Annotated in this window: 16 protein-coding genes; 10 read left to right on the top strand and 6 right to left on the bottom strand. The window is 35.1% G+C overall.

Annotated elements, in window-relative coordinates:
- Nucleotides 1-3: 3 nt before the first annotated feature.
- Genes QMG60_RS19225 through QMG60_RS19215 form a run of 3 tightly spaced genes read left to right on the top strand, consistent with a single transcriptional unit; the run spans nucleotide 4 to nucleotide 4,396 of the window.
- The gene (locus QMG60_RS19225; protein WP_281866084.1) at nucleotides 4-1,428 is read left to right on the top strand and encodes a RagB/SusD family nutrient uptake outer membrane protein; all 1,425 of its coding nucleotides are present in this window, start codon (nucleotides 4-6) and stop codon (nucleotides 1,426-1,428) included.
- A gap of 5 nt (nucleotides 1,429-1,433) precedes the next feature.
- The gene (locus QMG60_RS19220; protein WP_281866083.1) at nucleotides 1,434-3,878 is read left to right on the top strand and encodes a zinc-dependent metalloprotease; all 2,445 of its coding nucleotides are present in this window, start codon (nucleotides 1,434-1,436) and stop codon (nucleotides 3,876-3,878) included.
- The gene (locus QMG60_RS19215; protein ID WP_281866082.1) at nucleotides 3,875-4,396 is read left to right on the top strand and encodes a DUF3347 domain-containing protein; all 522 of its coding nucleotides are present in this window, start codon (nucleotides 3,875-3,877) and stop codon (nucleotides 4,394-4,396) included. Before QMG60_RS19220 ends, QMG60_RS19215 begins: the two co-directional genes overlap by 4 nt.
- A gap of 151 nt (nucleotides 4,397-4,547) precedes the next feature.
- On the opposite strand, the gene QMG60_RS19210 is transcribed toward QMG60_RS19215, so the two are convergent.
- Together QMG60_RS19210 and QMG60_RS19205 are read right to left on the bottom strand one after the other, a co-directional pair.
- A complete protein-coding gene (locus QMG60_RS19210; RefSeq protein WP_281866081.1) occupies nucleotides 4,548-5,366 on the bottom strand; it encodes an alpha/beta hydrolase in 819 nt (272 codons plus the stop codon).
- Nucleotides 5,367-5,599: 233 nt separating this feature from the next.
- A complete protein-coding gene (locus QMG60_RS19205) occupies nucleotides 5,600-6,097 on the bottom strand; it encodes a hypothetical protein (RefSeq protein WP_281866080.1) in 498 nt (165 codons plus the stop codon).
- A gap of 227 nt (nucleotides 6,098-6,324) precedes the next feature.
- Here QMG60_RS19205 and QMG60_RS19200 point away from each other — a divergent pair, with 227 nt between their 5' ends.
- From QMG60_RS19200 to QMG60_RS19175, 6 genes are all read left to right on the top strand, one after another.
- Nucleotides 6,325-7,293 (top strand): alpha/beta fold hydrolase, encoded by a 969-nt coding sequence (locus QMG60_RS19200; RefSeq protein ID WP_057116367.1) that lies wholly within the window; start codon nucleotides 6,325-6,327, stop codon nucleotides 7,291-7,293.
- A 253-nt stretch (nucleotides 7,294-7,546) separates the two neighbouring features.
- On the top strand, nucleotides 7,547-8,374 hold the full coding sequence (locus QMG60_RS19195; RefSeq protein WP_134140255.1) for an STAS domain-containing protein: 828 nt from the start codon (nucleotides 7,547-7,549) through the stop codon (nucleotides 8,372-8,374).
- Nucleotides 8,375-8,392: 18 nt separating this feature from the next.
- Nucleotides 8,393-8,791, top strand: a complete 399-nt coding sequence (locus QMG60_RS19190) for an STAS domain-containing protein (RefSeq protein WP_057116365.1) — start codon at nucleotides 8,393-8,395, stop codon at nucleotides 8,789-8,791.
- Complete coding sequence (locus tag QMG60_RS19185) at nucleotides 8,772-9,185, top strand: anti-sigma regulatory factor (protein WP_057116364.1); 414 nt, start codon at nucleotides 8,772-8,774, stop codon at nucleotides 9,183-9,185. The genes QMG60_RS19190 and QMG60_RS19185 overlap by 20 nt, the downstream gene beginning before the upstream one ends.
- On the top strand, nucleotides 9,178-10,191 hold the full coding sequence (locus QMG60_RS19180) for a SpoIIE family protein phosphatase (RefSeq protein ID WP_057116363.1): 1,014 nt from the start codon (nucleotides 9,178-9,180) through the stop codon (nucleotides 10,189-10,191). Before QMG60_RS19185 ends, QMG60_RS19180 begins: the two co-directional genes overlap by 8 nt.
- A gap of 5 nt (nucleotides 10,192-10,196) precedes the next feature.
- Nucleotides 10,197-11,825, top strand: coding sequence for an ATP-binding protein (locus QMG60_RS19175; protein WP_281866079.1), 1,629 nt, complete (start codon nucleotides 10,197-10,199; stop codon nucleotides 11,823-11,825).
- A gap of 56 nt (nucleotides 11,826-11,881) precedes the next feature.
- On the opposite strand, the gene QMG60_RS19170 is transcribed toward QMG60_RS19175, so the two are convergent.
- The 4 genes from QMG60_RS19170 to QMG60_RS19155 all read right to left on the bottom strand — a co-directional run bounded on the left by QMG60_RS19170 (nucleotide 11,882) and on the right by QMG60_RS19155 (nucleotide 15,307).
- A complete protein-coding gene (locus tag QMG60_RS19170; RefSeq protein WP_134140259.1) occupies nucleotides 11,882-12,163 on the bottom strand; it encodes a hypothetical protein in 282 nt (93 codons plus the stop codon).
- 6 nt (nucleotides 12,164-12,169) lie between these two features.
- Nucleotides 12,170-12,334 carry a hypothetical protein gene (locus QMG60_RS19165; protein WP_157848504.1) on the bottom strand — a complete coding sequence of 55 codons (165 nt, stop codon included), beginning with the start codon at nucleotides 12,332-12,334 and terminating at the stop codon, nucleotides 12,170-12,172.
- Between the two features lie 250 nt (nucleotides 12,335-12,584).
- A complete protein-coding gene (locus QMG60_RS19160; RefSeq protein WP_281866078.1) occupies nucleotides 12,585-13,148 on the bottom strand; it encodes a ferritin-like domain-containing protein in 564 nt (187 codons plus the stop codon).
- 17 nt (nucleotides 13,149-13,165) lie between these two features.
- Nucleotides 13,166-15,307: a catalase gene (locus tag QMG60_RS19155; protein ID WP_281866077.1), complete on the bottom strand. Its 2,142-nt coding sequence runs from the start codon at nucleotides 15,305-15,307 to the stop codon at nucleotides 13,166-13,168.
- Between the two features lie 431 nt (nucleotides 15,308-15,738).
- On the opposite strand from QMG60_RS19155, the gene QMG60_RS19150 reads away from it, so the two are divergent.
- Entirely contained in the window at nucleotides 15,739-19,776 is a 4,038-nt protein-coding gene (locus QMG60_RS19150) for a PAS domain S-box protein (RefSeq protein ID WP_281866076.1), read from the top strand.
- The last annotated feature ends 30 nt before the right edge of the window (nucleotides 19,777-19,806 follow it).

Here is a 19,806-nt window from a genome sequence, read left to right as displayed (position 1 = left end):
AAAATGAAAAAGATATATATAACACTGCTGTCGCTGATGATGCTTACAGTAACATCATGCGAAGATTATACAGATATTACGCCAAAAGGAGCTTTAGTTATTGAAACACCAGAACAATTTCTTGAATTGGTATCGCTGCCAAACAGAGGTTATCCAATCAATAACTTTCAGTATTTGTCAGACGATCAATGGATGAAAGAAGCAAACGTAATAGGCAAAACTCCAAACGTAGATATTGTCAATTTTACTTTTGATGAAAGTGTAGATAGAGTCTCTTTAATTGGAAGTTCTAGTTTTTATAATCAGGCTTACACCTATATAAACAGATGGAATACCATTATTTCATTAGTAGATGAGAGCAAAGGCGATGAAAACACGAAGCGTTTAGCAAAAGCAGAAGCTAAAATTTACAGAGCTTACGATCACTTTTTATTGGTGAATACTTACGCAAAAGGTTATGATCCTCAGACTGCTGCTACAGATGGCGGAATTTGTATTATGGATAAATTTGATTTAGAAGCACAGCCTTCAAAATCTACCGTAGCCCAGGTTTACGATTTTATTCAGAAAGATATTGAAGATGCACTGCCGTTTCTTCAAGAAAAACCACTTGACATTTACCACCCTTCATTAGCATTTGCTTATGCATTTAAGGCTAAAGTTCATTTGTTTAAACGTGAAATTGCCCAAGCAAAAGAAGCTGCAGAAAAATCATTAAGCTATAACAATCAAATATTTGATATGGTTGCTTATAATGCCCAAGGCGGACCAAATGTACTTCCTGTTCCAGCAGCAAATAATGTTGAAGTCCTAAGTTACATGTATATGACGGGTTATAATGAGATGAACTTTGCTTATCAATATATCATCAGTCCCGAGCTAAGAACTTTATTTGGTACAAACGATGCGCGTTTTAATTTGTTTTTCAATACTACCAGCGCAACAAATCTGGATCAGGGTTCAAATACAGCCTATTGGGCAACGGTATATACAAAATTCTTTTATCCGACAGTTGGTATGAAAACAACAGAGGTATATTTAATGCTGGCAGAATGTTACGCAAGAGATAACCAATTTAAAGAAGCCGTTGATGTTCTAAATACATTAAGAGCAAAACGTATTTTATCTGGTACTGTTAACTTAACCGTTCCAACTACTCGTAAAGAAACAATGGACTTGGTTATTAACGAAAGAAGAAAAGAACTGCTTTTAGGCTTTAACCGTTTTTTTGATTTGAAGAGATTAAATACCGAAACAGAATATGCTAAAACAGTTACGAGAGTATTTCCAATTGTAAACAAAACTGTTCCTCAAAAAACATATACGTTGCAGCCAAACTCTAGATTATATATTATACCATTTCCTTTATCTGTTTTGCAAAAGAATCCTAAACTTACCTTAAACACAGACGAAAAGGTTCCATTTTAATTCTCATGAAGAAATTATTTATTTTAACAATCATGCTGGTGGCTATACACCAGCATGGTTTTGCCCAAACGCCCGAAAAAAAAGCGGATAGTACAAGTACACAGCCGAAAGGTTTACAGCCCTACGAGAAAATAATTAAAGACAATTCTAAAAATAAAGCTGGTCTTTTTACGATTAGCCAGGTAGATACGAAGTTTTACTTTCAAATTCCTGACAGTTTATTTAATAGATATATGCTTGTTGTAACAAGATACCTTTCTACTCCAGAAGGAATGGGGGTTTTTGGCGGTGAAAAAGCCAACGAGCAGACTATTTATTTTGAAAAAGGAGCAAATAATACCGTTTTTTTAAGATCGTTACAATATAAACAGGATGTCCGCAACGCAGATTCGATGCTGGCAAAAGCATTAGCAGGTAGTAATGAAAATCCAATTGTGGCCGCTTTTCCAATAAAAACAACCAATCCTGAAACGGGAAATGTTGTTATTGATGTAACTGATGCCTTCAAGAAAGATAATCCAATGTTTTCTTTGGAAAGTAAAGAGAAAACAGAGAAAAAACTAACCTCTCTTGCAGATGATAAATCTTTTATTGAATCGATCGATACTTATCCAATTAACATTGAGGTAAAAACAACAAAAACGTACACGAACTCTACAGCAAGCAGCGGAAGTGTAACCTTACGATTAAATACTTCTATTGTACTATTGCCAAAAACACCAATGCGCAAACGTTTTGCCGATGAAAGAGTTGGTTTTTTTGCCAATAAATATGTTTTGTTCGATGATGATGAGCAGCGTGCGCAAACGAAATTCATAATTCAGCGTTATCGTTTGGAACCAAAAGACAAAGACATTAAGAAATATCTAAATGGCGAATTGGTTGAACCTAAAAAACAAATTGTTTATTATATCGATCCTGCAACGCCAAAAAAATGGAGACCGTATTTAATTGCAGGAATCAACGACTGGCAGAAAGCTTTTGAAGCTGCAGGTTTTAAAAATGCAATTGTGGGTAAAGAATGGCCGGAAGACGATAAAACAATGAGTTTGGAAGATGCAAGATATTCTGTAGTAAGATATTATGCTTCTGAAACACCAAATGCTTACGGACCACGTGTGAGTGATCCAAGAAGTGGAGAAATCATTGAGAGCCATGTTGGCTGGTATCATAATGTGATGAAATTAGTGCAGAGATGGTACATGATTCAGGCAGGACCTTTAGACGCCAGAGCCAGAAAAATGCATTTAGATGATGAATTAATGGGGCAATTAATTCGTTTTGTTTCTTCGCATGAAATTGGTCATACAATTGGTTTACGTCATAATATGGGAGCGAGCAGCGCAACTCCAGTAGCAAAATTAAGAGACAAAAAATGGGTTGAAGCAAATGGACATACCGTTTCTATAATGGATTATGCACGTTTTAACTATGTTGCACAGCCAGAAGATAATATTAGTCCGCAAGGTATTTATCCACGAATTGGTGCTTATGACAAATGGGCTCTTAAATGGGGATACAGCTATTTTCCAAAAGCAAAAGATGAGTTTGAAGAAGAAACAATACTGGCTAAATTAACGACAGATAGCCTGACTGCAAATCCTAAATTATGGTTTGGAGGAGAAGGTAAAGACGAAGATCCACGCAGTCAGACAGAAGATCTTAGTGATGATGCAGTAACTGCAAGTGATTACGGAATCAAAAATTTAAAGCGTGTAGTTCCAAATCTTATTCAATGGACGTATCAGCCAAATGATGCATATGATAATTTATCAGATATGCACAAAGCAGTTGTAAGACAATATGGTTTGTATTTATATCACGTACTAAAATATATAGGTAACAACTACATCACTAAAAGAACTGTCGATGAAAAAGGTGTAGTATACCAGCCCGTTCCAAAAGCAAAAGTAAAAGCAGCGATTGATTACGTAGGAAGACAATTGTTTGTTGCGCCTCTTTGGATGTATCCGCAGGAAATTAATCAATTAATTGCTTTAAAAACAGAAGATCAAATAGCAGATCAGCAAAATCAGGTATTAAATATGCTTTTGAGTTCTGGAATGCTTTATAACATCAGCCTTAAAGCAATGCAGTCAGAAGGAGCTTATACCGTTCCTGAATTTTTAAACGATCTGGGGCAAACCGTATGGATAAATTTTAGCGGGAATGAAAAATTAGATTTTTACAGAAGAGGTTTACAGCGTAGTTATATTGAAAAACTAAACTTGTTGTTATTGCCTAAAGAGGCAGACCCAGGGAAAGCTTTAAATACAGCGCAGCGCAGTGATGTACGATTATACGGAAAACAACATTTGGTCAAATTAAGAGCTGATGTTACAAAACTAATGAACGGAACAGCAGGATTAAATAAAGAACATTTCGATAGTATTTTGATTGAAATTGATAAAATCCTTTCAAAAATTAATACCACTACAACTACAATATGAAAAAAATAATAGCACTAGCATTTATTTGTTTAAGCAGTCTGGCTCAGGCTCAGTTAACATCAAAAGAAGAAGTTGCTCCGGAATTGACAGCAAAACGAGAAGCACAGAAAAAAGAAATCACAAGCAATTATCTGGCTTTAAAAAACAACCTTCTAATTTCAGATAGTATTGCAGTTGTAAAAAATGCCACAGCATTACAGAATTCATTACAGAGTTTTAAGTTTAAAAAACTAACTCTCGAGAAAATGAACGAAGCAACGATAAAAAGAAAAGAAATCATAGAACTTGCGGCTGAAGTTGCTGCAACAAAAAACATCAATAAACAGCGCAAAGTTTTTCAATCATTGTCTGTCAAGTTTTGGGATTTGGCACCTAAATTCAAAGCAGAAGATACTGCATTGTTTTTACAAGTTTGTCCCATGACCGGGGCAGGATGGGTGAGTGACAGTAAGGAAATCAAAAATCCTTATTATCCAAAAAACATGTTGACTTGCGGTGAAGTGAAAGCAAGTTTATAGTTTTTTTTTAATTGAATTAGTTTGATAAATGCGGTATCCTTAATAGGAGCCGTATTTGTTTTTTAGCCAAATTGTTAATTACCTAAAAATAAAAACCTCCAAAAACATTTTGATTTTGGAGGTTTTTATATAGAAAAGCAGTTTGTTATTTTTAAGATTTAATAAATTCTAAAATATCTTTATTAATAGTCGCAGCTTCAGTTGTTGGCATACCGTGAGGAAATCCTGGATAAGAAATTAGTTTACCGTTTTTCAATAATTTAGCAGCTTTTGGTGCTTGATTATAAGGAACAATTTGATCGTCTTCTCCATGCAGTACAAGAACAGGAATATCTAAACTCTTAAGATCTTCTGTAAAATCAGATTCAGAGAAAGCCTTAATTCCTTCATAATGTGCTAAAACAGAACCCATCATTCCCTGACGCCACCAATTATGTTTAATTCCTTCCTGAACTTCTTTTCCTTCGCGGTTCCATCCGTAAAAAGCAATGGGAAAATCATAAAAATATTGTGCTCTATTAAATCCAGTACCTTCTCTTATTTCATCAAAAACAGATAGCGGAACACCATCAGGATTGGCTTCATTTTTTATCATAATTGGCGTTACTGCGCTAATAATGATAGCTTTTGCAACACGGTCTTTTCCGTATTTTGCTGCGTAGCGAATTACTTCACCGCCGCCGGTTGAGTGGCCAATATGAATAGCATCTTTTAAATCAAGTGCAGCTGTTAATTCCGCAATGTCTGATGCGTAGGTTTCCATGTTATTTCCTTCAGAACTTTGACCAGAGCGACCATGCCCGCGTCTATCATGTGCAATAACACGATATCCTTGTTTTAAGAAAAACATCATTTGTGCATCCCAATCATCACTTGATAAAGGCCATCCGTGGTGAAAAACAATTGGTTGTCCAGTTCCCCAATCTTTATAATAAATTTCTGTTCCGTCTTTTACTGTAATTTTACTCATTTTTTTGGTTTTTTAAGATTAATAAATTTTAGGAATATCCCAATTTGGTATTTGTTATTAAGATCTAAGTTTTTATCTGTTTTTTTTTCTTAGATTTCTTTTACAAATTTATATAGGAGGCAACTGCCTATCGATTAATCTAGATTAAGTTCTGAGGATTTATTTGTAAAATATTGTAATTTAGGTTTTTATATAAATTTAGCAGAATAAATTTAATTAACACCTTATATTTATCATTTCTTTTTATTCTTAAGCTGCACCTTAAATTTACCCCAATAAGGATTGTCAGCCATTTGCGAATGTCCAATTACAATAATATGATTTCCTTTTTGCGTTAACGGAATTTTCAAATCCATTCCAAAAGGTCCGTCTGAATTTTTATTTGGGAAAATAATTTGATTGAAACGAATGTTTCCTTTGCCTGCAGCTGGAATAATATTGCCATTCAATTCGCCTAAATCTTCATTTTTAAACTTAACATATACTTTTGGATGAATAGAATCCAGTAAACCATCAGCAATAAATAAACCTTGCTCATTTTTAGAATCCATGAAGATTGTGTCACCTACTTGTTTGTTTATTTCTTCTTTTATATTCGTGACCATTTTAGTAGTTAAAGTGTCTTTATTGGTAGCAATTGAATCTGAGCCAGATACAGAAGTGTTTTTATTTTCTTTTGATTGACATGAAAAAAAGAAAATTGATAATAAAAGCATTAATAGATTTTTCATAATTGTATTTTTTAGTAAATCATCTCAAATTTATTTGTTTTCAGAGAATGAGCTATTACATAATAGCATTTCGATTTTGCAAGATCTAGACATAAATGTATTTTTTCCTTAAAAAACACATTCGCATATTATTAATAATTCAGAAAATTGAAATTAAAAAGGCTGTATTAAATTTCCTATCGATTGATTTCTTAGCTTTGTATAAAGCACATTAAATCTTTTTTATCATGCCACTAATTGAACAATCAGAATATGATTTTCCTTCTATTATTCATCGAAACAGGCACGTTTCTACTATTTATGCTGCTTTGTTTAAGAAGTTTGATGTGCCAGGATACACAAGAGAAAAACTGGAGTTAAATGACGGGGATTTTATCAATATCGATTTTATGATAAATGATCCTAAAAAAGCGGTTATTCTTTGCCACGGTTTAGAAGGAGATTCCAGAAGAACTTATAATAACAGCTGTGCAGCTTATTTTCAGCAAAAAGGAGTTTCAGTCTTTGCATGGAACAATCGTACCTGTGGAGGAGAAATGAACCGCCTGCCAAGACTTTATCATCATGGTGCAGTTGACGATCTGGATGAGGTCGTGCAGTTTGTTTTAAAAAAAGGATTCGAAGAAGTTTATTTAATCGGATATTCAATGGGCGGTGTACAGCTTTTAAATTATTTTGGCTGGACAAAACTCGACGAACGCATAAAAGCAGGGGTTTCTATTTCAGTGCCAACTCATATTGCAACCAGTGCCGAAGTACTCAAACAAGGATTCAACAGAGTTTATCTGAAGAATTTTACAATTGATATTAAAAGAAAACTCAAATATAAAGCGGCTCAGTTTCCAGATTTTATTAACCGTGATCAAATCGATAAAATTTCTTCGTTTGATGAAGTGGATCAATATTTTACGGCACCGCTGCATGGTTTTGCGAGCAGAGATGACTATTACCAGCAGGTTTCCCCTGAATTTTCACTTAAAAATATTACCATTCCGGTTTTAATTATCAATTCGCTTGATGATCCTTTTTTGGGCGAAAGATGTTATCCCAGAGCTATAGCAAAAGAAAGTGAATACGTGTATCTGGAAACTCCAAAATATGGAGGTCACTGCGCTTTTCCGCTGCGTAATTCAACGTATTCCTATGCAGAAAAAAGAGCTTATGAATTTTTTGAATCCTGCAAGGCATTAGCATAGTATTATTTCCTAAAAACAACCTAATAACAACTAAATGTTGAAGCAAAAAATTAAGGTTGTTTGTATGATGATTTTTTAAATTTTTATAATTGCTTCATACAATTTTTCTCAAAATTAATAAGTAATTACCTGTCATATAAAACGATAAAAGTTTCAAAATTTAGTAATTTTTTTTTTACATCTATTTTCTTGAATTGGAAATTATGGAGAATTATTTGTCTATATTTACATAAATATCCAAATATCACAGCAAATGCAAAATAATCTCCTTGGAAGCTTGAAAGAGCACCAAAACAAATTATTGACTACATGGTCTCAGCTTTTACAAGCAAATGGTTCTACTGATGGGGCGACAGAAGAAGAAGAATCAAAAGAGTTCGCAGCCCTTTTATTAGACGCCTTACAGCATTCAAACGGCAATACAAACTCACAAGAATTTGAGAGAGTAAATGATCTGCTAATTGGAATTTCAAGTTCAAGAGGGAGACGTGGTTTTTCACCTCGTGAAAATGCTCAGTATTTAATTGCTTTTAAAGAAGCTGCTTCAAAGATCCTTTCAGAAATTGAGCCTGAATCTTCAAAGTTATACGACGCAAATTTACAGCTAAGTACACTTTTGGACAATATGACGATTCTGACTTTCGAATCTTATATGAAAGGACGTGAAGATGTTATCGCTAGACAAATTGATGAAATCAGCGAAATTTCTACTCCGGTTATTAGAGTTTGGGACGGTGTTGTGGCACTGCCTATTATTGGTACACTTGACAGCTCAAGAACTCAGGTTGTAATGGAAAATCTTTTACAGCAGATTGTTGATACAGGAAGTTCTATTGCTATACTTGATATTTCAGGAGTGCCTGCAGTAGATTCGCTTGTAGCGCAACATCTTATCAAAACGGTAAGTGCAACCAGATTAATGGGAGCAGAATGTATCATTAGTGGTATTCGTCCTGAAATTGCGCAGACTGTAGTGCATTTAGGAATAGATCTTACAGGAATTATTACCAAAGCTTCACTTGCAAGCGCTCTTCAAACAGCTTTTGACATGCTTCAGCTTACGGTTGTGAAGAGAAAATAACGAATTAAGATTATTGAAATGGAAAGAATTCCTATACTCAAGATGGGAGATTTTCTTCTAGTTACAATACAAGTAGATTTGTATGACCAATTAGCGGAAAATCTTGAATCTGATTTAATAAATACTATAAATAAACATAATTCAAAGGGTGTCCTAATTGACATATCAGCGGTTTCTATTATTGACTCTTTTATGGGACGAATTTTAGGAAATATTGCGGTAATGTCAAAAATTATGGATGCACAAACAGTCGTAGTAGGTATGCAGCCAGCAGTGGCTATCACACTCGTCGAACTTGGATTATCTTTAAATGGTGTTATAAGTGCCTTAAACGTTGAAAAAGGCATGGATTTGCTTCGCGCGAAAATGTACAATGGCGATAACGAGGAGCAGGTATATGACGACAGCAACGAATAAAGAAGAACTGCTTATTGTAAAAGAGCAGGATGTAGTTCCGTTACGCAATCGTGTAAAGGAATATGGCGTACAGATTGGAATGAGTATTTTAAATCAAACCAAATTAATTACGGCCACAAGCGAACTCGTCCGTAATCTTTTAAAGTATGGCGGAGGAGGAAAAGTAATTATTGAATCTGTAAGCAACGGACGCGATAATGGCGTGCGTGTGACTTTTATTGATAAAGGACCAGGAATAAAAGATATTGGAATGGCTATGCAGGATGGATACAGCACCGGAAAAAGTCTTGGACTTGGCTTGCCAGGGACAAAAAGACTAGTGAATGAATTTGATATACAAACCGAATTAGGAAACGGCACAACCGTTACTATAATAAAATGGAAAAATGGATAATACTTTTTCCGTTTACAAAATTGACGATAGAAGCTTAATTGCTTTTATAAAAAGAGAAATACATAATTTAGCATTACAGTTAGGTTTTACACCACACAGAGCTGCTGAAACGGATATTATAATTGCAGAACTTACTTCTAACCTTATTAAATATGCCGACGGCGGCGATCTGCTTTATAGAGCGCATTACAACGGAAGTCATAATGAAATAGAAATTTACTGTCTGGATAAAGGAATAGGAATTGAAAATGTAACCAAAATAATGAATGATGGTTACTCTACTTCAAACACACTTGGTCAGGGACTTGGAGCAATCAAAAGATTAAGTAATGATTTTCAGATTTACTCCATGCGCGGATGGGGTACTGTGCAGTATATAAAAATTTGTGATAAGGCTGATTTTTCCGTTATCCATTCAGAAAATGAATTAAACCTTTCTGCTATAAGTGTAAATTATCCTGGTGAAAGAGTTTGCGGGGATGGATATTACATTAAATATAGTAAAAAAGGTTTTCAGATTTTTTGCGGCGACGGATTAGGTCACGGTGCAAAAGCAAATGAAGCCGTACAGCAGGCTATAAGAGCCTTTAAACAATGTACAGAGAACGATCCGACATCTATTTTACGATATGTTCACGAACATGCTAAAAAGAGCAGGGGACTTGTCGCAACTATTGCCTGCGCAGATTATACAACCGAAACTTGGAATATATGCGGTATAGGAAATATCAATACACGTATCTATAACGGACTTGATAATAAAACTTATACGCCTTACAATGGTATTATTGGGCATAATATACCACGTACCTTAAACAATACGGTTGTTCCTTATCAAAAACATCAAATTATTATTATGCACAGCGACGGACTCCGTACTAGATGGAATCTCGCTGAGCTGACTTCGATAATTAAGCAAAGTCCTGGTATTATTGCTTCGGCTTTATATAAAGACAATGTAAGAGGAACAGATGATGCTACAATTTTGGTTGGAAAAATATTTTAGGGATCATGAAGGAAATTGTAAAAATTAATCTTGATAATGAAATGGACCTTATACTGGCCCATAAGCGTTCAATGAAAATTGCGGAAATGTGTGGCATGCCTTTACAGGCTCAAACCAGATTTTCGACAGCAGTTTCAGAAGTAGCAAGATGTTCCATAGCTAATGGAAAAAACTCTGTACTGGTATTAGGAATTAATATTATCAGAGCTACTCAAAAAGAGATATTGGCTGTTCTTACGGATGAGGTTGATCTGAAAAAATGCAATCCCGAGGCGTATAAATATGCAGCCAAAATATCTGGAAATATAGAATATATTTATACAGATAACCATTCAAAAACCACTCTCAGTCATCAAGTGCCTTCACCAGGACTTCTTTCAGATGCAAAAATAAAGACATTGGTAGACTACTTTAAATACGAACCGCCAATATCTGCTTATGATGAAATCAGAAAAAAGAATATTGAGCTTGTAGCACTTTCCGAAAAGCTTGGAGAAAGTGAAAATCGCTATAGAAAATTAGTTGACACTATTCCTGTTTTAATCTGTATTGTAAATGACCGCAATAATGTACTGCTTTCAAATAATGCCTTCGAAGCCTATTTAACAGCACCTTTTAGTTCTTTTGATAAAAAAAGCATAAGTACTTTTATACATGATGATGATATAGATCTTTTGATTGAAGGATGGAGCAGAGCCAAAAAGATTAGAGGAGATTTTTCGGCAGATATTAGAATTAAAAAAGATGATTATTATATCTGGCATAATGTTTCTATTATACCTAATAAATCTGAAGATGGTTCTTTTAGCAGCTGGCTTATTTATTTTGTAAATAATAATGCTCAGAAAATGATTGTTGAAGCCCTAAAAGACAATTCAGAATTAAAGGAGATTCAGCTTGAGCTCGAAAGTGCAAATTCAAAATTAAAATTCAAAAATAAAGAGCTGGAGCAATTTGCTTTTATAGCCAGTCATGACCTGCAGGAACCACTTCGAAAAATTATGATCATGCTGTCACGCGCATCAGAACATCTGACTGAAGAGCAGAAACAACTGTATTATTTTGATAAAATAACCTCTGCTGCGGGCCGATTGTCCAATTTAATATCAGATGTACTGAATTACTCGCGTATTAATAATCATGACAAATTTATTGGCAAAGTTGATCTTAATGAAGTCATCTCAGAAACTTTAGATGATTTAAGCCTGATTATCGAAGAAAAAAATGCAATTGTAAACGTAAATGTGCTTCCAACTGTGACTGGGCTTGAACCTCAGCTTCGTCAGTTATTTTATAATTTGATAAATAATGCGTTAAAATTTAATACTTTACAACCAGCGGTAACTATATCTTATCAAGAAATCTCAGCTAGCAGCGAAAGATCTTTTGATCAGGCTGCTCCTGTAGGTAACTTTCACGTAATCTCGATTGCAGATAATGGTATCGGAATGAATAATGAATATTCAAGCCGTATTTTTGATATGTTCCAGCGTCTGCACCAAAGAGATCAGTATGGCGGAAATGGTATAGGTCTTGCTCTCTGCAGACGTATTATTGAAAATCATAACGGAATTATTAACTTCACCAGTATTCCTGAAGAAGGAACAACTTTTTGGATTTATCTGCCTGTTTAAGGCCATATAAATAAAGAAGCCGCCTAAATTAGGCGGCTTGCTGTAAGAGAATATCATTATTCGTTATCATAACTGTCTCTTTCTTTCTTAATACTTTCTTCAGAATCTTGATCTTCGTCATCTTCATCGTCAAGATCATTTTCTAAATCATCATCGTCCTCTTCTTCAAGATTGGCATCTTCATTAATAACGAAATCCGTACTATAATCTGGTTCTGCATTTTCTGTGATAGAATGATCTACAGGAGGCAAATCAATATCTGGATCTTCATATTCATCTCGGTCGTTTTGAAAATACTGGTCTTTTTGCCCGTAATTTTCTTTTTCATCTAAATTCATACATCACTATTTTTTAGTTGTGGTTGTTCCTTTTTTTGTATCTGAAGCAACTTTTGAATCTTTCTTAGAATCATCTTTAGAATTGCTTTTTGATGCACTTTCTTTTTTATCAGTTTTTTTATCTGATGCCTTAGCACTATCAGTGCTTTTTTTTGTGTTTGAAGTATTCATAATGTTATTTTTTTTAAATTTTTATACTGTAAAAGTACACTTGCTTTATGTCTATAATTTTACATATGTATTTGTATTAATTGTATAATTAACAGTTAGTTAGGTTTAAGTATTGGAAGTTTTATGCTTGAATAATTGTTTGGATAATTTGGCTGGTAGTTTACTCTGCACTCATCAAAAAAAAACATCTGCATTGTACAGATGTTTTTTAGTGAAATTGAAAAATATAAGTTAAAATGTTTGAAAAAGTTTATTCGGCTGCTACAATATTAACTGCATTTAAAGCTACATCATTCAGTATGCAGTCAGCTTCTTTTTCTTCTGCAAGAGTTTGCGTTAATAATTTTGCAGCATCATTCTCTCCCAGCGTTTTGGCAAAAGCGACTAAGGTTCCGTATGTTGCAATTTCATAATGTTCTATTTTTTGCGATGCGGCAATTATTCCAGCATCTCTCACCGCTCCAGGAGTAGTTTCTAAAAGAATGCTGTCTCCTTCTTTAAGAAGTCCAGCCATTGCTTCACATTTTTTTCCTTCGGCTTTTTCACCTAAAAGATCAAAAACTTGTTCTAATCTTTTAACTTGGTTTTTTGTGACATCAAGATGTTCTAATACAGCACTAGCAAGCCCTGGATCAGTAGCGTTGTCAGCCATTTTTGGAAGAGCACCTACTAATGCATTTTCAGCCCAGTAAATGTCTTTAAGACTGTTAATAAAAAGATCTTTCAATTCTGTTGCAGCGTCTGATGCAGGTTCAACAAAATTCTTGTTATTTTTTGCTGCTTTGTTTTCTATAGGTTTTTCTGAATTTTTCATGTGTTTTTTCTTTGAAATTAATTGTATAAGTTTGGTTCACGCTGCCAAAAACGATGCATTGTCATTGCAGCGATAAAATCTTGAGCAAATCCTTCAGTTGCTACATCGCTTGTTATAATAATTCCAGCGTCATCATTTGTGATTTTTGAAGCAAAAGGTGCGCTGCTGATGATTTCTGATGCTTCGCCATCTGCTCCAATAACTTTACAGTGTTTGTAAGCGTCATTAACGAATTCTAGAAGATCTTCATTTTCTGCCAATGCATTTAATCCTAATCCGTGTGGAATGTAAACAGCATCAAATAATACCGATGAAGCCGTTAAAAAACTAAATTCGGCAGCAATTGCACCATCAGAATCAGTTATAATTGACCCTAAATGTGGCGCAATAATACATCCCTTAGCGTCTTCTTTTTTAAGTGCTTTTTTCATATTCAGAACAGCAGCTTCAGAAACGCCATCAGAACAAATAATGGCTACTTTTCTAGAAGCAATTGTTGGTGAATTTGTTGGATTTTTAATCATGCTCAATGCTTCTGAAGCAGAAACACTAGATTCTACAGTTTGAGGTTCTTGAGGACCGCCTTCGTTTTCAGGAGATACACCTTTATTAATCGGCGTTTCCAAAATTGGCGGAACAGTAGCTCCAAGTCCAAGAGCCACTTTTTCAGCAAGAGTGGTATCAATTTGCGAAAGCAGTCCTAACATTCTAACTCTTATGGCAGTAGTTTCTACTTTCCCAAGTTCAAAACGCAATGCTTTTACAATATGGCTTTTTTCTTCTGGGGTTTGGCTGTTAAAAAATAATTTTGCCTGCCCAAAATGATCATTGAAGCTCTCGCTTCTTTCTCTTACTTTATGCGCATCAACTCGTTCATTAAAACTTGCAAAACCGCCTTGTTCAATTTTTGCTTGATAAGGACAGCCGCCGCCAAGCGAATTAGGATGATAACTTACGCGACCTTTATTAATTTCCTGACGCATATGTCCGTCACGTTGATTATTGTGAACTGGAGCGACACTTCTGTTAATTGGGATTTCATGAAAATTTGGACTTCCTAATCTAGAAAGCTGTGTATCGGTATACGAAAATAAGCGTCCTTGTAAAAGAGGATCATTACTAAAATCAATTCCTGGTACAATATGACCCGGGTGAAAAGCAATTTGTTCTGTTTCTGCGAAGAAATTATCTGGATTTTTGTTCAGAACCATTCGGCCGACAATAGTTACCGGAACTAATTCTTCAGGAACTAATTTTGTTGGGTCAAGAAGATCAAATTCATACTTATTTTCATCTTCAGCAGGAATTACCTGAACGCCTAATTCCCATTCTGGGAAATTACCCATTTCAATTGCTTCCCAAAGATCTTCTCTGTGAAAATCTGGGTTTTTTCCTGAAATTTTTTGCGCTTCATCCCAAGCAACAGCGTGAGTTCCTAATTTAGGTTTCCAGTGAAATTTCACAAAAACAGATTCTTCTCTTTCGTTGATCAATCTGAACGTGTGCACTCCAAAACCTTCCATCATTCTATAACTTCTCGGAATGGCGCGATCAGACATTACCCACATGATCATGTGCATGGATTCTGGCATTAATGAAATGAAATCCCAAAAAGTATCATGCGCAGATGCAGCTTGCGGCATTTCATTATGAGGTTCTGGTTTTACTGCGTGAATAAGATCGGGAAATTTAGCGGCATCTTGTATAAAAAACACAGGAATGTTGTTTGCAACTAAATCATAAATACCTTCTTGAGTATAAAATTTAACTGCGAAACCTCTGGCGTCTCTAGCAAGATCTGTAGAGCCTCTTGATCCTGCAACGGTAGAAAATCTTGCAAATACAGGCGTTTTAAGACCTTTTGCTTTAAGAAAACCTGCTTTAGTTAATTCTGGAATTGGATTGGTTACTTCAAAAAAACCATGTGCTCCTGAACCTCGTGCGTGAACAATTCTTTCTGGAATTCTTTCGTGGTCAAAATGCGTTATTTTTTCCCTTAGTATGAAATCCTCGAGTAGAGAAGGTCCTCTTTCTCCAGCTTTCAGCGAGTTGTTATCATCATTAATTCGAAGGCCTTGATCTGTGGTTAGAAATTTGTTTGTGCCATCTGATTTGTTGATTGATAAATCGCGTTGTTTTTCGTCTTGAAAATTTTTCATAAAATATCTTATTAGTTAAATACTTTGAAATTTTGAAAAATTATAACCCTTACTTGTCAGATCTCTAGCTAGTTAAAAGTTGTAATTTTTCTTTTATCAAATGTAAATTATCCTAATGTCACGTATTTATAATATTACAATATATAGTTCTACAATTACCAGTAGGTCAGATAAATAAAAATTACCATCAACGAATCAGGTGTTTTTTTGGCATCAGAACAAGATTAATTTTTTAGAATTTTTACTAAAGTTAATTTTTACAGATAGGGAATGACTTATAAACTAAATGATCTATTATTTATATTATTGAACGTAATTGCTCAAGTAATTACAGTTAATTTAGTTAATGATTTTTCGATACTGGACTTTTAAAAAATTGGTCATTCATTAAAATTGCTTTATCTTTCCACTTAAAACAAAATATTTCGCAGGTGCAGTTAAGTAAAAAAGAATTCGAAAATTCATTTCTAAAAAATGGAGGAGAATTAGGAACCCTAGTAAGGGAAATGAAATGGAGTAATACCTCTTTGGGAGAAACAGAATCTTGGCCGAATAGTCTTCGTACTGCTTTGAGTATTATGTTTGGTTCGAGTATTCCTATGTTTGTTGTATGGGGAAAAGACAAGATTTTTTTTTATAATGATTCTTTTCGCCCCTTTCTTTCTGGTACAGAAAAGCATCCGCATGCTTTAGGAAAATCATTAAAAGAAACTTTGCCGCTGGAATGGAAAAGTGTGTCTGATGCTATTTATAATATGATAGATGATGGTATTTCTAGATCTGAATCTAATATTGTAACAGTTCTCAATAGAAATAACGTTTCACAACGCGTATACCTGACTCTGGGATATAGTACTATTTTCAATTCCAATAATACAATTGAAGGTGTTTTTGTCACCTGTACAGAAAATTCAGCAATTATTCCCGATCTTATAGAATCTGGATCTGTTCGATCACAGCTCAACAGCGTTTTAATGCAGTCAAATGCAGGAATTGCACAAGCCAATATTGAAGGGCGGGTAATAGAAGTTAATGATCGCTACTGTCAAATGCTGGGTTACAGCAGAGAGGAAATATTAAAAATGAATCTGGGAGAACTAACTCATCCTGATGATTTAGAAAACAATATGATCCTTTTAAAAGATTGTATTGCAAATGGAAAGGATTTTCTAATTACCAAACGCTACATCTGTAAAGACGGTTCTGTCATTTGGGTTAACAATAGTATTTCTTTAGTGAAAGATGTAGCGGGAGAAAAATATATTACAGCAATTGCTATAGATATAACCGCCGAAAAAGAAAAAGAAAAACAATTGCAGGTCAGTGAACTTCGTTTTCGTGCACTTATTGAAAAAGCTCCTGTTGGCACTGCTTTATTTCGTAGCAGTGAATTTTATATTGAATTGGTCAACGATGCAATGATGGAATACTGGTCAAAAGACATTGCTATTATCGGTAAGAAGATAAAAGAAGTCTTTTCAGGTAAAGATTACGAGGATTTATATAGAAAGCTCAATGAAGTTTATGTAACGGGAGAAGAATATAAAATTTCTGGAATCAGAATTCGAAACGAAAAATCGAATCTAGAACAGTATTTCGATTACTCCCTTACACCTTTGCGTGATGAGAAAAATACTGTTTATGCTATTCTGGTTATGGCTTCTGATGTTACCTCATCATTTAGGGCCCAGCAGGAAATAATAGCACGTCAGGATGAGTTGGTAACAATGTTCGAACAGTCACCTGTAGGTATTGCTACTATTAGTATAGAAGAAGATTTGATTTTTCAAAATGCTAATAAATTTTATTGTGAATTGGTAGGGCGCCAGCCTCATGAAATTATTGGGAAACCACTTTTGGAGGCACTTCCAGAACTAAAAGGTCAGGGATTTGACGACCTTCTAAGGCAAGTGATCCAAACAGGTAATGCCTATATTGCCAAAGAAGTAGAAGTAGAATTGCTCCGCAAAGGCAGGCTCGAAGATGTGTATGTTGACTTAACTTATCAGCTTAACAACAATGCGCTTGGAGATGCAACAGTTTTATTAGTAGTAGCTACCGACGTAACGCAACAGGTCCTAAGCCGCCGTGAAGTAGAGGAGAGCGAAACCAAATTAAAAACCCTGATTGCTGCCGCTCCCGCTGGTATAGGTCTATTTGTTGGCAGGGATCTTATTATAGAATATCCTAACCAGACTTTTATTGATATAGTAGGTAAAGGACCAGATATTAAAGGACTTCCGCTGCGAGAGGCTATGCCAGAATTGATAACTGAAGGCCAAGCGTACCTTAAAATACTCGATGATATTTTTACTACGGGAGTTCCTTTTATTTCACCTGCTTCGCTGGTCAAAATAAACCAGAATGGAGTCCTTAATGATAATTATTATAATATTTCGTATACACCACTGCGCAACAAGGCAGGAGAGATTTATGCAATTTTAGATATTGCTATTGATGTCACGGCACAGGTTATGGCACAAAAAGCAATGGAAGATAGTGAAGCCCATCTGCAGTTATTAAGAGATACTGTTCCGGCCATGATTTTTTATCTGGACGAAGAACAGCGTTATCAAACTTATAACAGTGTATTTATGGAGTGGTTCTCTGTAAATGAACATGAAGCCATTGGTAAAAGTGTACGGGAGTTTTTAGGAGAAGCTGCCTATGCAAAAACACTTCCGCATCTTGAGGTCGCTTACGGAGGTGAGCAGGAGAAATATGAAATGTTTGCTCCTTCGAGAATGGGAGTTACCAGATGGCTTAGTATTGTATATACGCCGCATAAAAATAACGAAGGAAAAGTAATTGGCTTAATTGTTCATGCTACTGATATCACACAGAGTAAATTAACGGAGATTGCACTTCGAGAAAGCGAATCTAAACTTCGTTCAGTATTAGCAGCTGCGCCTGTATCTATAAGTTTATTTGTAGGCGAAGATTTAATTATTGAGAATGCAAATGAACCCTTTATAAAGAAAATAAATAAAGGAGATTCAATAGAGCAACAATCTTTAATTACAGTCTTGGAAGGAAGTTCTCCTGAATTTATAAAAGCCGTACAAGAGGTTTATCGCAGTGGAGAACATTTGGCTGCCAATGGGGTAGCAGATATCCATACTACAGAAGAAACGCCGCAGTATCACAATATAAGTCTTACGCCTTTGATGGATAGTAAGGGTGAAGTATATGCGGTACTGTATGTAAGTTCTGATGTTACAACAGAGATCAATGCAATTAAGAAAATTGAACAAGCTGAGGAAGCACTTCGATCTGCTGTAGAACTAGCACAGTTAGGTACATGGTCAATGGATGTCAATACAAGAATGAGCACCGTTTCTGAACGCCATGCCGAAATGTTTGGACTTAATGGTACTCATGTATCATCTCAAGATATACAAGCGCTTATCAAGCCTTCAGATCATAAACGGGTAACAGAGGCTTTCTTTGCCGCACAACAAGCAGGATCTAGCGGAAAGTACGAAGCTGAATACCGCATTATTCATGGAGAAAGCGGAAAGGAAAAGGTAATTCATGCTGTTGGGCAAACGTATTTTGATATAGAGGGCAAACCACTAACAATTAGCGGGACAGCACAAGACATTACGATTCAGCGTGAACTGCAATTGGAACTGGAGATTGAAGTAGCACTTAGAACCAGAGAACTTGAAAATGTTTTACAAGAGCTGCAGGCTTCTAATTTAGATTTGGAGCAGACCAACTATGCCTTGAAACATTCTAACGAAGAACTAGCACAATTTGCATATGTAGCCAGTCACGACCTTCAAGAACCTTTACGAAAAATTCGAATTTTTGCAGGTTTGCTGCAGGAAGAAAATTCAGGAAGAAATCCGAAAACTTTAGTGGAAAAAATTGCTTTTTCAGCAGCGCGTATGAGTCAGTTGATTTCAGATCTTCTAAGTTTTTCTCGATTAATACAACCCGAGAAAAGTTTACAGCCTGTAGATTTAAATAAAGTAATAGAAAATATATGGACTGATTTTGAGCTGGCTATTGAAGAGAAAAAAGCAGTGATTGAAATGGGAAAACTGCCAGTGGTTCAGGCTGTAGGTTTACAAATGAATCAGCTGTTTTATAATCTTATGAGTAATTCTTTAAAATTTACTAATCCAGAGGTTATACCACAAATTAAAGTTAGTTCGACTTTAGTTTCTCGAGAATATGTAGCGCAGTTTACAGATTCTCCGCTAGTACTAGGCGAGTATCATCATATTTCATTTACCGATAACGGAATTGGCTTTAAGGAAGATTATAAAAATAAAATTTTTGAAATTTTCAAACGTCTGCATGGACAGAATATTTTTCCAGGAAGCGGTATTGGTCTTGCTTTGTGCAGAAGAATTGTTATGAATCATCAAGGAGTTTTATTTGCAGAATCTCAATTAGGAGAAGGATGCACATTCCATATTTTCCTGCCAGATTTCCCAAAAGATAGAAATAGTATTTAAACCTGATTAAAGAATAATCCGTATATTGGG

This window comes from Flavobacterium sp. GSB-24, assembly GCF_027924665.1.
GTDB lineage: Bacteria > Bacteroidota > Bacteroidia > Flavobacteriales > Flavobacteriaceae > Flavobacterium.
This window is presented reverse-complemented; position numbering and strand designations above follow the sequence as displayed.

Excerpts from the sequence above, each read along its gene's own strand:
- QMG60_RS19180 (WP_057116363.1), top strand. The coding sequence starts at position 9,178 with ATGGATAATACTTTTTCCGTTTACAAAATTGACGATAGAAGCTTAATT.
- QMG60_RS19155 (WP_281866077.1), bottom strand. The coding sequence starts at position 15,307 with ATGAAAAATTTTCAAGACGAAAAACAACGCGATTTATCAATCAACAAA.
- QMG60_RS19210 (WP_281866081.1), bottom strand. The coding sequence starts at position 5,366 with ATGAGTAAAATTACAGTAAAAGACGGAACAGAAATTTATTATAAAGAT.
- QMG60_RS19205 (WP_281866080.1), bottom strand. The coding sequence starts at position 6,097 with ATGAAAAATCTATTAATGCTTTTATTATCAATTTTCTTTTTTTCATGT.
- QMG60_RS19215 (WP_281866082.1), top strand. The coding sequence starts at position 3,875 with ATGAAAAAAATAATAGCACTAGCATTTATTTGTTTAAGCAGTCTGGCT.
- QMG60_RS19185 (WP_057116364.1), top strand. The coding sequence starts at position 8,772 with ATGACGACAGCAACGAATAAAGAAGAACTGCTTATTGTAAAAGAGCAG.
- QMG60_RS19225 (WP_281866084.1), top strand. The coding sequence starts at position 4 with ATGAAAAAGATATATATAACACTGCTGTCGCTGATGATGCTTACAGTA.
- QMG60_RS19200 (WP_057116367.1), top strand. The coding sequence starts at position 6,325 with ATGCCACTAATTGAACAATCAGAATATGATTTTCCTTCTATTATTCAT.
- QMG60_RS19220 (WP_281866083.1), top strand. The coding sequence starts at position 1,434 with ATGAAGAAATTATTTATTTTAACAATCATGCTGGTGGCTATACACCAG.
- QMG60_RS19160 (WP_281866078.1), bottom strand. The coding sequence starts at position 13,148 with ATGAAAAATTCAGAAAAACCTATAGAAAACAAAGCAGCAAAAAATAAC.
- QMG60_RS19165 (WP_157848504.1), bottom strand. The coding sequence starts at position 12,334 with ATGAATACTTCAAACACAAAAAAAAGCACTGATAGTGCTAAGGCATCA.
- QMG60_RS19195 (WP_134140255.1), top strand. The coding sequence starts at position 7,547 with ATGCAAAATAATCTCCTTGGAAGCTTGAAAGAGCACCAAAACAAATTA.
- QMG60_RS19190 (WP_057116365.1), top strand. The coding sequence starts at position 8,393 with ATGGAAAGAATTCCTATACTCAAGATGGGAGATTTTCTTCTAGTTACA.
- QMG60_RS19175 (WP_281866079.1), top strand. The coding sequence starts at position 10,197 with ATGAAGGAAATTGTAAAAATTAATCTTGATAATGAAATGGACCTTATA.
- QMG60_RS19170 (WP_134140259.1), bottom strand. The coding sequence starts at position 12,163 with ATGAATTTAGATGAAAAAGAAAATTACGGGCAAAAAGACCAGTATTTT.